Origin of the sequence: Dyella subtropica (assembly GCF_026283965.1) — a bacterium.
Taxonomy (GTDB): domain Bacteria; phylum Pseudomonadota; class Gammaproteobacteria; order Xanthomonadales; family Rhodanobacteraceae; genus Dyella_D; species Dyella_D subtropica.
In genome coordinates, this window is record NZ_JAPDPD010000010.1 from 124,802 (window position 1) to 139,911 (window position 15,110).

Sequence of the window (15,110 nt, forward strand, 5' to 3'; positions counted from 1 at the left end):
CTACCTGCTAAGGACTCGCGCAAGCCCCGAACCCTCACTCCAACCCCTCTCCCGAGAGAAAGGGGAGCTACGTCAGGTGGCGCCGCTGCTCGTTTCTAGCGTCGCCTGCGATGTTGTTCTGCAGCATAGGGTAGAATGCGCGCTTCCTTCGCATAGCTCCCGTTCCCCGCATGATCGCACTCGACGGGCAGAGCGCCCTTTCGCCGTTCCGCCTCGAACGCCTCAATGCCCGCCTGGATGCCCTGCATCGTGGCGCCCGCGTGCAGGCTTCGTGGTTTGTCTATTTCATCGACGCCGACGTCGCCCCGGAGGGCGAGCAGCGCCAGCGCTTGCTGGAGGTGCTAGAGGCCAAGGATGCCCCGACCGAGCACGCCTCGCTTTGGGTCGTGCCGCGCTTGGTCACCATCTCGCCTTGGTCGAGCAAAGCTACCGACATCCTGCATGGCGCCGGCTTCCCGGTGCGTCGCGTGGAGCGTGGCATCGCCTGGCAGGTGATCGGCCTGCCAGCCGCCGACGCGCCGGAATACGACGCCGTGATGGCGGTGCTGTGCGATGCGATGACGCAGTCGGTGCTTCATCGCATCGAAGATGCCAAGGGCTTGTTCCTCGCCGGCCAGCCTGGCGATCTGGTGCATATCGCGCTGGGCGGTGATGCCCGTGCTGCGCTGGCCAAGGCCAATGCCGAGCTGGGTCTGGCGCTGGCCGACGATGAGATCGACTACCTGGCCGAGCGCTACGCCGAGATGGGGCGCGACCCCACCGACGCCGAACTCTTCATGTTCGCCCAGGCGAACTCCGAGCATTGCCGCCACAAGGTGTTCAACGCCAGCTGGACGCTGGACGGCGAGGCTCAGGAAAAGAGCCTGTTCGGCATGATCAAGAACACGCATCAGCATTCGCCGAACTACACGCTGTCCGCCTACAAGGACAACGCGGCGGTGATCGAGGGCAACGAAGGCAAGCGCTTCTACGCCGATCACGATGGCGTGTGGCGCACGCACAACGAGCGCATCGAATACGCGATCAAGGTGGAAACGCATAACCACCCCACCGCCATCGCACCGTGGCCGGGTGCGGCCACCGGTGCCGGCGGCGAGATTCGCGACGAAGGCGCGACGGGTCGCGGCGCCAAGCCGAAGGCCGGCCTCACCGGCTTTTCGGTGTCCGACCTGCGCATTCCCGGTAAACCGCAGCCGTGGGAAGTGGATCGCCCGCTGCCGCCACGCATGGCGTCGGCGTTCGAGATCATGCGCGACGGCCCGCTTGGCGCCGCTGCGTTCAACAACGAATTCGGCCGCCCGTGTCTGGGTGGCTATTTCCGTACCTACGAGCATGAAACCGGCGAAGCCGGCCTGCGTCGTGGTTACGACAAGCCGATCATGATCGCTGGCGGCCTCGCCAATATGCGCGCGGATCACGTGCAGAAGCGCGATGTGCAGCCGGGCAACAAGGTGATCGTGCTTGGCGGCCCGGCCATGTTGATCGGCCTGGGTGGCGGTGCGGCGTCGTCGGTAGCGTCCGGTACGTCGAGCGCGGAATTGGATTTCGCCTCCGTGCAGCGCGACAACGCCGAGATGGAGCGCCGTTGCCAGCAGGTGATCGACAGCTGCTGGTCGCGTGGCGACAAGAATCCCATCGTCAGTGTCCACGACGTGGGCGCGGGCGGTCTTTCCAATGCCATCCCCGAGCTGCTCAACGATGCCGGCGTCGGCGGCGTGATCGATCTTTCCAAGGTGCCGTGCGACGACCCGTCGCTGTCGCCGATGCAGGTGTGGAGCAACGAGTCGCAGGAGCGCTACGTGCTGGCGATCGAGCCGGCCGATCTGGCGGAGTTCGAAGCCTATTGCGCACGCGAACGCTGCCCGTACGCCGTGGTCGGCGATGCCACCGAAGAGCGCCGTTTGACGGTGCGCGATCCGCGCCGCGACCTCACCGTGATCGACCTGCCGATGGACGTGTTGTTCGGCAAGCCGCCACGCATGCATCGGGATGCCAAGCGCATCAAGCCGCGCATCGACGTGGTGCCAGACCTCACCGGTATCGGCATGGACGAGGCGCTGTTGCGCGTGCTGCGTCTGCCCACGATCGGCAGCAAGAACTTCCTCATCACCATCGGCGACCGCACCGTGGGCGGCCTCAATCATCGCGATCCGATGGTCGGTCCGTGGCAGGTGCCGGTGGCCGATTGCGCGGTGACCATCGCCGACTTCGACGGCTATGCCGGCGAAGCGATGGCGATGGCCGAGCGTGCGCCGGTGGCGCTGCTCAACAGTGCCGACGCTGCGCGTCTGGCCGTGGGCGAGGCCATTACCAACCTCGCCGCCGCACCGATCGCCTCGCTGAGCGAAGTGCGTCTGTCGGCGAACTGGATGGCCGCGGTGAATCACCCGGGCGAGGACGCCGCGCTGTTCGACGCCGTGAAGGCCGTCGGCATGGAGCTGTGCCCGGAGCTGGATATTTCGATCCCGGTCGGCAAGGACTCGCTGTCCATGCAGACCGTGTGGAATGACGGCGATCAGCCACAGCGAACGGTGTCGCCGGTGTCGCTGGTGATTACCGGCTTCGCTCGCGTCACCGACGTGCGTCGCACGCTGACGCCGCAGCTGCGTCTGGATCGCGGCGATTCCGACTTGTGGCTGCTCGACCTCGGCGCCGGCCGCGACCGTCTCGGTGGATCGGCGCTGACCCAGGTGTTCAACCGCAGCGGCGGCGTGCCGCCGGATCTGGATGACGCCGGGCAGCTGAAGGCGCTGTTCGATCTGGTGCAGGAAGCGAACGCCGGTGGCCTGCTGCTGGCGTATCACGACCGCTCCGATGGCGGTGTCATCGTTACTTTGCTGGAAATGGCCTTCGCCGGCCGCTGCGGCCTTGAAATCCAGCTCGAGGGCTGGGGCGAGGCAGCGTTGCGCGCGCTGTTCAACGAAGAGCTGGGCGCCGTGGTGCAGGTAGCTACGGCCAACCGCGAGGCGTTCGAAGCGCTGCTGGTCAAGCATGGCCTGGCTGGCATGAGCTACCGCATTGGCCGTCCCAAGGAAAAGCTCGGCATCAAGCTGTTCCAGGGGGGCGATACTCTTTTCAAGTGGAACTGGACCACGCTGTTTGCCGCCTGGAACGAAACCAGCCACGCCATGCAGCGTCTGCGCGACAACCCGCTCACCGCCGATGCGGAACTGGAGTGGCGCCTGGACGACGCAGATCCGGGCATCAGTCCCAAGCTCAGCTTCGACCTAGCTGACGACATTGCCGCGCCGTTTATCGCCAAGGGCACCAAGCCGCGCGTGGCGGTTCTGCGCGAGCAGGGCGTGAACGGTCAGGTCGAGATGGCGGCGGCACTCAGTCGCGCCGGCTTCGAGGCGGTGGACGTCCATATGTCCGACCTGGCCAGCGGCCGTATCAAGCTGGCGGACTTCCGCGGTTTCGCGGCTTGCGGCGGTTTCTCCTATGGCGACGTGCTCGGCGCCGGCCGCGGCTGGGCCACGTCGATCCTGTACAACGAGATGCTGCGCGCCGACTTCGCGGCGTTCTTCGCCGACACCAGCAAGTTCGCGCTCGGTGTGTGCAACGGCTGTCAGATGCTGTCGCAACTCAAGGACATCATCCCGGGCGCGCAGCACTGGCCGAAATTCCTGCGCAACACGTCCGAGCAATACGAAGGTCGTCTGGCCACGCTGGAAGTGCTCGACACGCCGAGCATCTTCTTCAAGGGCATGGCTGGCTCGCGTATTCCTGTGGCCGTAGCGCACGGCGAAGGCCGCGTGAGTTTTCCGCAGGCGTGCAGCCCGGCGAAGTCCGGCGGCGCGCTGCGTTTCGTCGACAACCGCGGCAGGCCGACCGAGCATTACCCGCTCAACCCGAACGGTTCGCCAGGCGGCTTGGCCGGCTTTACCGCCGCCGATGGCCGCGTGACGATCATGATGCCGCACCCCGAGCGCGTCTTCCGCAGCGTGCAGATGAGTTGGCATCCGGAACAGTGGGGCGAGGATTCGCCGTGGATGCGCATGTTCCGCAACGCACGCGTGTGGTGCGGCTGAGGGGACATGCGATGAGTAGCAAGGATGCTACCGACCGCCAGCGTTGTAACTGACGACGATTTGCGTCCGTGCGCACTCGTGACTCGATAGTAATCACGCTCTTTCTCCTTCTGCTCGGGCTGGCCTGGGTGGCGGTGCTGGCTAGCCTCCCCTGGTGGGCCGGCGTGCCGAGCGCGATGGCGATGGAGGCCGCCGCGCTGGGCTTGCCGCGATTGAAGGCCAGGCGCGTCGTTTCCTGGCTGGTGTTCTACGGCATGCTGGGTCTAGCCGGCCTGGCCGTGTCGTTGGCGCGAGCGATGGGCGGCGGTGCAGGGGCGTGGTTTGTAGCGGTGCTGTTGGCGCTGCTCGGCTTTCTGCTGAAGGCGTGGGTGGAAACTCGCTACGGACTGCTCAATGAGGCGCCCAACGCGCCCGCTGATGCGCAAGCGGTTCCTGCGGCGCCGAACACTGCGCCGGGCAAGACCCCCCACCTGAGATCCCTGCAATGGCAAGACGTGCCGGCCTGGGGCGGTGTGGAAGACCGCGCGGCACGGCTCGCATCGAAGCGGCCGTGTTATCTGGTCAACGGTGAAATCCGCTTCGGCCCTCCCACCGGTGACTTCCTGTTGTCCGGCGGCCTGGTGGTGATCGGCTGGGCCGGCGCGAGCTATGCCGAAAGCCCGGATGGTCGCTGGTTCCTCGCCTCGAGGCCGGAAAACCACCCTGGCTGCTGCGACTATCTGCACGATCATCTCGAACGGCGCCTTTACGCGTTGCCGTCCTGGCATGTGCGCGGATGGAGCGCCGAAGGGCCGTGGCTGTCACAGGGCAGGGAGGGCGTGTCGTATCCACTGCATCAGGTGGCCACACCGGAACAGACTGACGACTATCTGCCGTTGCGCGACCTCTGGCTGCCACGCCGGTTTGTCGAATCCCTGCCGCTTTCGCGACAGACCGCGCATCCGCCGGCCGGGCCGCATATCGCGACCCTCGACATGCGGCTGCCGGATGCGTTCGCCGCCCTTTTCGATCCCCTCGAAAGCTTGCATCGGCCGCAGTTCCGGCTGGCGGTGAATGGCGCTGACAGCGGCCTGCTCGTCTATGGGCTGCACGATGCCTGGGACGCCGCGGGGCAGACCCTGCGCGTGCACGCTTGGCAAGTCGATGCGGCGCCCACGTCCATCGCGGCCTGGCATTGGACCCGGCTCACGGGCTGGCAGAGCATCCCTAGCTGATAATGGCGGCATGCACCGGTTCCTGCCGCCATCGTCATGGTCCCTGCACACCCTGCTGAGTTTGCTGCTAGCGGCATCCTGGCTGGTGCTGCTCGCCTTGCTGCCTTGGTGGCTCGGGTTGGTTCTGCTGCTAGGGCTCGCGCTCGGCGCTGCTGTGTACGCCCGGCGCTCGGTGCAGTACGCCGAAGGGTGTCGCCGCGGCCTGAAGTGGGGGTTGCCTGGCCTGTTGTTCGCCGTACAACGCGCGATGGGCGGCGATCTGCTGGCCTGGGGAGCGGCGTTGTTGGGCGCTTTGGTGGGGTTCTCGCTGGTGGCGCTGCTGGAATCGCTGTTGTTCCATCGTGTCCAACATCGGGCCACGGCCACCGTGCAGCCGGAATGGAGCGAGCTGGCGCTGGCGCCGGTCGGTCCTGCGGCGCACATCATCGAGCTGCAATCCATTGCGTGGCGGGAAGCGAATGGCGTCATCGTGGATCCGCGCGGCGGCACGGCCAACTACGAGGCGGGCAGCTACCGTTTCACCGATCGCGGGTTTGACCGATTGAGCGCGCGCTACTGCTTCAGCCCAGGCGGCCGCTGGTTCGCTGCTCAACTGCCCGATGGACGCGGCGATGTGCTGTGGGACCGCGATGCCGGCAAACTGCATCGCCTGCACGGCTGGCACCTCTATGGATGGGAAGGCGGGCAGCCGTGGTTGTCCCGGCAAGTCGATGGCATGCCGGTCAACCTCCACGAAGTGCTTGGGATGCTCTGAGCAAGTCTAAGAGCCTGTTCAGGGCATCCCTAGGCCGTACCGACCGGCGGGGAACGAGGCGGTATACCGATCCGCATTTCCCGATTCACGCCGCGACCCGCCTCGCGCATACTTGAGTGGTGACTACCTCCGCTTTCCATTTCTCACCCATCGCCGTCAGCGTGATCGTCGTGGCCGCCGACAGCGGTCCGACGCTGCGCGAATGTGTACGCCACGTGATGGCCTGTGACGTTCCGCTGGAATTGATCCTGGTCGACAACGGCTCGTCCGATGGCGTGCCGCAGGCGATCGAGCGTGCGCTGGAGAACGAGCCGCGGCTACGCCTGCTGTACAACCATGCCAACCTCGGTTTCGGTCCCGCGGTAAATCGCGGCGCCGCGCAAGCGCGTAGCGAGACTTTGCTGATCCTCAACCCGGACTGCCTGCTGGACAACGACAGCCTGCACCGCCTGCTCGGCATGCTGGAAACCCATCGGAAGGCTGGCGTGGTCGGGGCGGTGGTGTGCGACGAGAAAGGCGTGCCCGACCCGGCGTCCTACCGGCGCGACCCGCTGCTGAGCCGGGCCTTGCGCAGTGTGTCCGGGCGCAAAGGCCAGGGCGTCAATATCGGGGGGGCGATGCCCGAGGGGCCCGTCGAGGCCGAGGCCATTTCCGGCGCGCTGATGTTGATGCCGCGCCGCGTATTCGAGTACTTGAAGGGGTTCGACGAGGGCTACTTCCTGCACTGCGAAGATCTGGACTTGTGCCGCCGCGCGCGCGATGCCGGCTACCAGGTCTGGTTGGCCGGCGACGTGCGCGTGGTGCATGGGAAGGGCGGCTCCAGCCGTCATCGGCCGGTCTTTGTCAGCTGGCACAAGCACCGCGGCATGTGGCGCTGGTTCCGCAAGTTCGATCCGGCGGCGCGCAGGTTTTGGCTGGCCGCGGTCGTGTGGCTGGGCATCTGGACGCATTTCCTGCTGCAAATCCCTGGGCAATATGCGCGCTTGCTGGTGCGCCGTCTCGTCCCAGCATCCCGCAGGGCATGAGCGCCTCGCGTTCGCGTGCCGCAGGGCTCGCCACGCTGGGCCTGATTTCGGTCACCACGATCTGGGGCTCCACCTTTTTCCTGATCAAGGATCTGGTGGGGCGCATGCCGGTGGCGGACTTTCTGGCGGTGCGCTTCGTGATCGCCTCGCTATCCATGCTGCTGCTGTTCCATCGGTCGCTGCTGCAGTTGTCGCGGCGCGAATGGTGGCAAGGCCTGGCGCTGGGCGCGGTGTACGGGATCGGCCAGTTGCTTCAGACCCGCGGACTCGAGCACACCTCAGCCAGTATCAGTGGTTTCGCCACCGGGATGTATGTGGTGTTCACGCCGCTGCTGGGCACGGTGCTGCTGCGCCAACGCCTGCCATCGATCACCTGGCTTGCCGTGCTGCTCGCTCTGGGCGGCTTGAGTCTGCTGGCGCTGCACGGGTTGAGTCTCGGCTACGGCGTGTGGCTCACACTGGTTTCGGCCTTGCTCTACGGTTTGCACATTGTCGGCCTGGGCCTTTGGTCGAGGCCAGGCAGTGCTTTCGCGTTGTCGACAGTGCAGATGCTGGCGATCGCGACGATCTGCCTGCTCGCCACTTCGCCGCATGGACCCTCGTTGCCGCCAGATCGCGCGGCATGGATCGCCGTGGTGTACATGGCGCTGGCGGCCGGTGCCGGCGCCATGCTCATGCAGACCTGGGCGCAGGCTCATCTCAGCGCCACACGCGCGGCGATCGTGATGACGACGGAGCCGGTGTTCGCTGCCGCGTTTGCTGTGATTTTCGGCGGCGAGGCGCTGACCTGGCGCATGCTCGCCGGCGGCGCGCTGGTACTAGCGGCGATGTATCTGGTGGAACTCGCGCCCCGTCGACAGGGTGATGTCACCGCCATGTCGGCCGAGGCGATCCATCACGAAGTGTAGCTATCCGATGCGAGGTGTTGATGCTGCCGCGTCGGCTTTCTTCTTTCTGGACGGATGCGGCTGCATCGCAATGCGCACCAGGTAAACCACGATAGCGATGTTCGCCACCAAGGCGGCCAGCTTCAGCCAAGTGAAGTGGACCACGACTTCATACAGCTCCAGCGGAATCAACGAGCCGGTGGCGATGACCGTGAACCATTCCGCCCAATGCTTGCGCAGCCATAGCCCGGTGCCTTCGGTAGCGAAAATAGCGGCATAGCCCAGCGCCACGATACCGATGGCGACGAACTTGCTCGGCCCCCATTCCACCAGCGTATTGACCAGCCGCCAGCGCAGATTGTTGCTGTCGGTCAGCGATAGATGTTCCAGCCAGTGCACCAGATGCTCGAAGTTCACTTGTTTGTTCAGGCGGAATGCCGCGATGGCCACCAGGATCAGGCAGACGGTCTTCACCGCCTTGTAGATCGCGATAATGCGCAGACCGACGCTGTGCTGCGCCTCGATTTCGGAACTGGGCTGCGTGATGTGGTGATCGCTATGGGGCATGGCGGCTGAGGGCGGGGGAGTCAGGGCATTGTCTCCCGGAGGGGGCGGGGCGGGAATACTCGTGCGGCAGAAAACCCATGCTGTGGTGGGCGAGGGCGTTGAATCATGGTACATGCGGCTGGGCGAGCATCCTTCAAGGCTAAGAGCCTGTTCAAAGTCTCTGGTTCTGTATTGAACTGCTCGCCCGCTGCGTAAGCGGCCAGGTCGCGATAACTCAACGATCGACGCGAACACAAAAGACACCCCACAGCGCTGCCCCCTCCCTATGTTCCGGCGTAGAGATTTTGAACAGGCTCTAAGAGCATCAAACGTAGGGAATGCCTGGCGCAAGTCAGGTCGAAGTGGCGAGCACGTTAATGACCAGCCGGATCATGGTGTCCTTCTGTACCGGGGCGGATTCCGCCATCAGAACCGTACCGGTTTATCCGATCCGGCAATGTGCAAAATTTGCACATTGCCGTCTTCAGCAAGCTCGCATTACTTGAATACGCGTCGAGCTGTGCTGGTGCTATCGGCGAAGATCGCTACCGGCAGTGAGGCAATGAAGACAACCTAAGTCTGGTCTACCTGCGAGGAATGAAGCGAGAAGGCCACGCAGGGTCTCTGTGTGGCCTCCAGAATGCGCTCAACAGCAGCGCCCACCCGTCCCCTTGTACCGCGCCACCTGCCGCTCCCGGAAGAACTCCGCATAGGTCGGCACATCGCGCTCCGGGTGGTGCTCCCGTAGATGCTTTATGTAGACGTCGTAGTCGGGCACGCCGCAGCAGAGGCGGGCGGTTTGCACCGCCCGTTTCCAGATGGATTGCAGGTTCGGTTTCATCATCGCAGCCCTCATCGGGTGGTCACGCTTCCCAGGGCTACGTACGGTTCTTCGCGCGCAGTCGGGTGGTTGATGCGCCATGCCTTGGCGATCGCGTTGAGGGCGAAGCCGAGCATGGTGAGGATCAATAGCATGAAGATTGCAGTGAGCGTGGCATCGACGTAGTTATTGGTGACGATACGCTGCATCTCCGCAGCACTCTTCGCCGGGGCCAGCAGCTTGCCGTCGGCGATGGCCTGGGCGTATTTCTGCGCGGCGGCGGTGAAGCTGATCGAGCCGCTGAGCTTGTACCAGCCGGCGGTGAGCGTGCACACCACCAGCCAGATCGCCGGGATGCCCGGCACCCACACATAACGCTCGCGCTTGAGCTTCACCGTCACTACCGTCGCCAGCATCAGCGCCACGGCGGCGAGCATCTGGTTGGCGATGCCGAACAGTGGCCACAAGGTGTTGATGCCGCCCAGTGGATCGACCGCGCCCTGGTACAGGAAGTAACCCCACAGGCCCACACAGACGGCGGTGGCGACCAGGTTGCCGGTCCATGATTCGGTGTGCTTCAGCGGCTCGTGTATGAGGCCGGCGATCTCCTGGATCATGAAGCGGCCCACGCGTGTGCCGGCATCCACCGTGGTGAGGATGAACAGCGCTTCGAACAGGATGGCGTAGTGGTACCAGAACGCCATCATGCCTTCACCGGGGATGATGCCGTGCAGCAGCTGGGCCATGCCTACGGCTAGCGTCGGCGCACCACCGGCACGGCTGAGGATGCTGCCCTCGCCGATGTTCTTGGCGGTGTTGAGCAACTCATCCGGCGTCACTACGAAACCCCATTGGCTGATCGCGGTGGCCGCATCCTGCGCGGTAGTGCCGATCAACGCGCTCGGTGAATTCATGGCGAAGTACACGCCCGGATGCAGCGAAGCGGCGGCAACCAGCGCCATGATCGCCACGAAGGCCTCCATCAGCATGCCGCCGTAGCCGACCATGCGTGCTTCGCCTTCACTGCTGAGCAGCTTGGGCGTGGTGCCGGAGGCGATGATCGAATGCCAGCCGGAGACGGCACCGCAGGCGATAGTGATGAACAGGAACGGGAACAGGTTGCCCTGGAATACGGGGCCGGTGCCGTCGATGAACTTGGTGACGGCGGGCATCTGCAAAGTTGGTGCGGCGAGGAAGATGGCCAGTGCAAGCAGCACGACCGTGCCGATCTTGAGGAAGGTGGACAAATAATCTCGCGGTGCCAGCAGCAGCCACACCGGCAGCACGGAGGCACAGAAGCCGTAGGCGATCAGCAGCCAGGCCAATGCCCTTGCGTCGAAATTGAACGCGGCCCCCCAGGTCGGCGACGCGGCGACATAGGCACCGAACCAGATCGACGCCAGCAGCAGCACCAGGCCGATGATCGACACCTCCAGAATCTTGCCGGGGCGGATAAAGCGCAGATACACGCCCATCAACAGCGCAATGGGAATGGTGCAGGCCACAGTGAACGTGCCCCACGGGCTGTGTGTCAGCGCTTTCACCACGACCAAAGCCAGCACCGCCAGCACGATCATCATCAGCACCAGCACGCCGAACATCGCGACCACGCCGGCCACCGGGCCGAGCTCGTCGCGCAGCATGTTGCCGAGCGAGCGCCCGTCGCGGCGGATCGACAGGCCGAGGATCATGAAGTCCTGCACCGCGCCCCCGAACACCACGCCGAGCAAAATCCACAGCGTGCCGGGCAGGTAACCCATTTGCGCGGCGAGCACCGGACCCACCAGCGGGCCGGCGCCAGCGATCGCGGCGAAGTGGTGGCCGAACACCACCCACTTGTCGGTCGGCACATAGTCCAGGCCGTCATTGCGCAACACGGCCGGTGTGGCGCGGCTCGCATCCATGCGCAGTACGTGGTTGGCGATGAACTTGCTGTAGAAGCGGTAGCCGATCACGAATACCGCGATCGCTGCCGCCACCAGCCAGATGGCATTGATCGGCTCGCCGCGGCGCAAGGCCACGACGCCTAAACACCATGCGCCGACAATGGCGATGGCGGCCCACAGGATCTTGCCTGCCGGGCTCGGTTGGGTGACAGCGGTTTGCATGAGCGGACTCCCTCTGAAAATCCTCGGCAAGAGTCGTCCCCGTCGCAACGGGGGTCAATCCCATTGTGCGCCCGCGAGTATTAGCCTTAGGTCGAGGCCGGCTGTCTGATTTTGATCAACCCCGCCAAGGTGCGGGAAAGCTGTTCGCCGTGCAGAGGCTTGCGCAGGAAGTCGTCCATGCCGGCCGCCCGCGCCTGGGTTTCCTCATCGCCACCGGAGCGCGCGGTGACGGCCACCATCGGCATTCGCTCGTCGGTTTCGCGGGAGCGCACCAGGTGTGCCCACTGGAACCCATCCAATCCCGGTAGATCGAGATCGACCAAGGCCGCGTCGAAGCGCTCTTGCTCCAGCCATTCCAGTGCACGCAGGCCGTTCGACGCATGGCGAACGGTGTGCCCCTGCGCCTCCAGCAGACCGACGATCACCGCCGCCACGATCGGCTCATCCTCCAGCAACAGCAGATGCCAGGCGGGGCCTTCGTGCGGTTTGGCCGGCCGGCGTTCGGCGACGCCGCCAGCGATCGCCGGCAACGGCAGCACGACGCGAAACACACTGCCTTGTCCCGGCGTCGAGTCCAGCGCAACCGAGCCGCCCATCAACGTCGCCAGTTCGCGACAGATCGACAAACCCAGGCCGCTGCCCGAGCCGCGTTGAGGACTTTCAAGCTGCTCGTAGCGCTGGAACAACTTGGCCTGGTCGGCCGAAGCAATGCCAGGGCCGGTATCGCTGACGGTGAAGCACAACCCTTCCGGCTGCATGCCCAGTTCCAGTCGGACCTCGCCATGCTCAGTGAATTTCAGTGCATTGCTGCTGAGGTTGAGCAGGATCTGTTTGACGCGCACCGCATCGCCAAGCACCTCGGCGGGGACGGCGTCGGCCACCATGACGCACAGATCGAGCCCCTTCGTGACGGCTTTGCCGCGCTGCAGCTCCGCCACGTCGTGCAGCAAAGCGCGCGGATCGAAGGGGGCGGGTGTCAGTTGCAATCGTCCCGCTTCGATGCGTGCCAGATCGAGAGCATCGTTGACCAGGGTCAGCAACACCTCGCCGGAGTTGCGGATGGTCTGCGCATAACGCCGCTCCGTCGGCTCCAGGGGCCGGCTGAGCAGCAGCTCGGCCATGCCCAGTACTCCGGTCATCGGCGTGCGGAGTTCGTGGCCGAGCTCGGCAAGGAACTCGGTCTTGGCGAGGTTCGCTGACTGCGCCAGGTGATGTTCCTGGGTGATCAGCTCCAGGCGATGGCGCTGCGCTTGCCGGCGGCGCATGGCCGCGAGCACCGCGGCGAACAGCACCACGAGCAGGGCGGCATAGCTCAGCCACGCCCACCAGCGCAGCCAAGGCGGGCTGTCCACATGGATGCGCAGTGGCGCCGGCAGCTCGCCCCACACGCCGTCGGGACCAGCGGCCTGCACATGCAAGGTGTAGTCGCCGCCGGGCAGCTGGGTGAAGGTACGGTCGCCGCGAGCGCCACTATCCACCCAGTCGCTGTCCAGGCCATCCAGGCGGAAACGGTAGCGCGTGCGTTCTGGCGCCATGTAGGTCAGTGCGCGGGCATTGATAGTGAGGTCGCGGTCGCTCCACCCCAACAGCCACGGCTGCTCGATGGGAACGAGCCGCAGCGCCTCGCCGTTCCGGCGAACACGGCCGCCTTCCAGGCGCACGCGCGGTTCGCGGAAAAGCTCGCGGATGGTTTCCGGGACGAAAATCGCGATGCCGCTGGCAGTCGCCGCCAACACGCGTCCGTCGGGCGTTTCGGCATTGGATACGTTGCTGAACTGGCCTTCCGGCAGCCCCTGATCCAGGCCCAGCTCGCGCACGTTGCCGCTGACGGGGTCGTAGCGCCACAGCCCGCTGCGCGAGAAGAACCAGACCCGGCCCAGGCCGTCGGCGTGCATGCCCAATATGTCGCTGACCGTGCGCTGCCGGTAGATGGGGAACGTGCCCGCCGGCGTGGCGCGCTGATTCTCCAGCCGGTAGGTATAGAGGTTCTCGTCGTCCAGCATCCACAACTGGCCGTCGCGCAGATCCAGTGCGCTATAGCCGGTGGCCTTCACGCCATCGACGAAAGCGGCCCGCGCATCGCCTGGCGCCCAGCGCATCACGCCGGCGTCCGTCGCAAACCAAAGCGCGTGATCGTGCAAGCGCATGTCAGCGATGGCGACACCTTTGGCGCGTTCGTCGAAGGCAAGGGGGTGTGCCTTGAAGGTATCCGGGTCGCAGGCAAACACGCCGCCGTCGGCCTGCAGGTAGGCCGTGCCGTCCTCGCCAAACACGATGCGCTCGGCCATCGGCGCCTTGAACTCGATGGCCTTGTCGCCGTCGAGCACGAAGTTGCCGCTCACCGAGCTCAGCCACAGGCGGCCGCGTGCATCCTCGGCCATGCTGTTGACGTTGCGTCCCTGGGGTATCTGGAACGGAACATGGCGGGCCTTGCCGGTAACGAGGTCCAGGCGGTCGATCACGCCATTCTTCCCCGCAATCCACGCGTGGTCGTCGCTGCGCGTAGCTACTGCGCGATAGACGCCGGGTACGATGCTGTCCGGATTTTCCGGCGTATGAGTGATGAAGCGGAAGTCGGCCCAGCTTGGCGAGAGATAGGCGAGGCCGTTCATGGTGCCGATCCACAGCCCTCCTTCGTGGTCGCGCAGCAGACTGGCGGCATAGCCGTTCGGCAGGCCCTGGCGCAGCAGGGGTTGCGCCTGGATGCGGTGATAGCGGCCGTTGGCATCGCGCACATACATGTCGTCGTTGGTGCCAATCCACAGCTGGCCCTGGGCATCGTCGGCCACCGAGAGCACGGCCTTGCGGGGCAGGATGCCCGGGGCCACCAACACAGCCGCGGGCGCGGACGGGCTCAGCTCATACAGCCCGAAGTTGCTGGCGATGTAGAGCACCTTGTCGATGCGCTCGAGCCGATAGATGCGCAACGGCTTATCGCGGAAGGCATCGTCGGGCCGTTCGAACACGACATGGTTGATCCGTCCGTCCGGCGTGCGCCGGTCGAGACCAAGGCCGGTGCCGATCCAGAGCGTCCCATCCTCTTCGGCAAGCAGCGAATACACCATGTCCGACGCAAGGCTGCCGGCATCGGCGGGATCGTGGCGGATATGGTCGAAGCCGCGCCCGTCCTCGCGCAGGCGGTCGATCCCTGCATCGAAGTGCCCGACCCACAGTGGCCCCCTGCCTGCGCGCGTTAACGCGGTGACGTCGTCGCTGCCGGGAGATGCCGGATCGGTCGGGGCGTGGCGCCAGTGGATGAAGTTTTCGTGGACCGGGTCGTAGCGCACCAGGCCGTCGCGGCTGCCGCCCCACAGTTGTCCTTGCTCATCCACCATGAGCGTTGCCAGTGGTACCGCGGATACCGAATGGGGATCCCGTGGATCGTGCCGCCAGACTCTGAAACTGCTGCCGTCGTAGCGCGCGAGCCCGGATTCGGTGGAGATCCACAGGTAACCATCGCCGTCCTGCGCCAGCATATCGACGCCGCTGCTGGGTAGCCCCTCGGCCACCCCATAGTTGCGGAAGCTAGGGTCGACCCATGCCGGCGGCGACGCGCTGGCTGTGGCCAGCAGCGCCTGTAGGATCAATGCGGAAAGCAAAGGTGCAGTCTCCTTGGCGGCGCGGCAGGGGCGCCTGGACTATCAGGGGGAGCGAGGAGGGACGATGATGCCCCATAGCACGGCCGGTTGCAGTTTCAGGAGTCACAACACCTGCATGTCGAGCGC

General features: G+C 65.3%; 9 protein-coding genes. 5 read left to right on the plus strand and 4 right to left on the minus strand.

Annotation, left to right across the window (positions count from 1 at the left end):
* The first annotated feature begins 170 nt into the window (after positions 1-170).
* From purL to OUZ45_RS10640, 5 genes are all read left to right on the plus strand, one after another.
* Complete coding sequence (purL, locus tag OUZ45_RS10620; protein WP_266170018.1) at positions 171-4,031, plus strand: phosphoribosylformylglycinamidine synthase; 3,861 nt, start codon at positions 171-173, stop codon at positions 4,029-4,031.
* Positions 4,032-4,099: 68 nt separating this feature from the next.
* A complete protein-coding gene (locus OUZ45_RS10625) occupies positions 4,100-5,245 on the plus strand; it encodes a hypothetical protein (RefSeq protein ID WP_266170019.1) in 1,146 nt (381 codons plus the stop codon).
* A 10-nt stretch (positions 5,246-5,255) separates the two neighbouring features.
* Positions 5,256-5,999 (plus strand): hypothetical protein, encoded by a 744-nt coding sequence (locus tag OUZ45_RS10630; protein WP_266170020.1) that lies wholly within the window; start codon positions 5,256-5,258, stop codon positions 5,997-5,999.
* A 119-nt stretch (positions 6,000-6,118) separates the two neighbouring features.
* Complete coding sequence (locus OUZ45_RS10635) at positions 6,119-7,024, plus strand: glycosyltransferase family 2 protein (RefSeq protein ID WP_266170021.1); 906 nt, start codon at positions 6,119-6,121, stop codon at positions 7,022-7,024.
* Positions 7,021-7,932, plus strand: coding sequence for a DMT family transporter (locus tag OUZ45_RS10640; RefSeq protein ID WP_266170022.1), 912 nt, complete (start codon positions 7,021-7,023; stop codon positions 7,930-7,932). Before OUZ45_RS10635 ends, OUZ45_RS10640 begins: the two co-directional genes overlap by 4 nt.
* Here OUZ45_RS10640 and OUZ45_RS10645 read toward each other — a convergent pair whose 3' ends face one another.
* From OUZ45_RS10645 to OUZ45_RS10660, 4 genes are all read right to left on the minus strand, one after another.
* Positions 7,933-8,478 carry a DUF2127 domain-containing protein gene (locus OUZ45_RS10645; RefSeq protein ID WP_266170023.1) on the minus strand — a complete coding sequence of 182 codons (546 nt, stop codon included), beginning with the start codon at positions 8,476-8,478 and terminating at the stop codon, positions 7,933-7,935.
* Between the two features lie 625 nt (positions 8,479-9,103).
* A complete protein-coding gene (locus OUZ45_RS10650) occupies positions 9,104-9,298 on the minus strand; it encodes a YbdD/YjiX family protein (protein ID WP_266170080.1) in 195 nt (64 codons plus the stop codon).
* A gap of 11 nt (positions 9,299-9,309) precedes the next feature.
* Entirely contained in the window at positions 9,310-11,385 is a 2,076-nt protein-coding gene (locus OUZ45_RS10655; protein WP_266170025.1) for a carbon starvation CstA family protein, read from the minus strand.
* A gap of 86 nt (positions 11,386-11,471) precedes the next feature.
* Positions 11,472-14,984 (minus strand): hybrid sensor histidine kinase/response regulator, encoded by a 3,513-nt coding sequence (locus OUZ45_RS10660; protein ID WP_266170026.1) that lies wholly within the window; start codon positions 14,982-14,984, stop codon positions 11,472-11,474.
* Positions 14,985-15,110 lie beyond the last annotated feature (126 nt).

Excerpts from the sequence above, each read along its gene's own strand:
- purL (WP_266170018.1), top strand. The coding sequence starts at position 171 with ATGATCGCACTCGACGGGCAGAGCGCCCTTTCGCCGTTCCGCCTCGAA.
- OUZ45_RS10630 (WP_266170020.1), top strand. The coding sequence starts at position 5,256 with ATGCACCGGTTCCTGCCGCCATCGTCATGGTCCCTGCACACCCTGCTG.
- OUZ45_RS10640 (WP_266170022.1), top strand. The coding sequence starts at position 7,021 with ATGAGCGCCTCGCGTTCGCGTGCCGCAGGGCTCGCCACGCTGGGCCTG.
- OUZ45_RS10645 (WP_266170023.1), bottom strand. The coding sequence starts at position 8,478 with ATGCCCCATAGCGATCACCACATCACGCAGCCCAGTTCCGAAATCGAG.
- OUZ45_RS10650 (WP_266170080.1), bottom strand. The coding sequence starts at position 9,298 with ATGAAACCGAACCTGCAATCCATCTGGAAACGGGCGGTGCAAACCGCC.
- OUZ45_RS10655 (WP_266170025.1), bottom strand. The coding sequence starts at position 11,385 with ATGCAAACCGCTGTCACCCAACCGAGCCCGGCAGGCAAGATCCTGTGG.